General features: G+C 68.4%; 1 pseudogene. It reads right to left on the minus strand.

Annotated features, from left to right (window positions below):
• Positions 1-316 (minus strand): annotated as a pseudogene (locus EN857_RS35150) (MFS transporter); the annotation flags it as partial.

Raw genomic sequence — 316 nt, forward strand, 5'->3', positions numbered from 1 at the left:
GCGGAGCCGGCCGCGGCGGTTGACCAGCCGCGTTCGACCAGCATTGACGGCGCGAAACTGAAGATCATGGCGAACCCGACATTGTAGAAAGCCCATATCGCGCCTGCCAGCAGCACGGCCCAGACTGCCGGGTTCGCGAGCTGCGAGCCTTCCGCTGAAGCCGGAGCGGCGGCGGTTCCGGGTGGCCGGTACAGGAACCCCACCAGCGCGAGCGCCGCGGCGATGAGCGCCATCACCGCGACCTGCGTCCCCGCTATGCCGAATTCCGCCTGGATCAGCGGCAGCACGAGAAGCGTGAGGGCAATGCCAATCGGCC

Origin of the sequence: Mesorhizobium sp. M4B.F.Ca.ET.214.01.1.1, assembly GCF_004791545.1 — a bacterium.
Classification (GTDB): domain Bacteria; phylum Pseudomonadota; class Alphaproteobacteria; order Rhizobiales; family Rhizobiaceae; genus Mesorhizobium; species Mesorhizobium abyssinicae.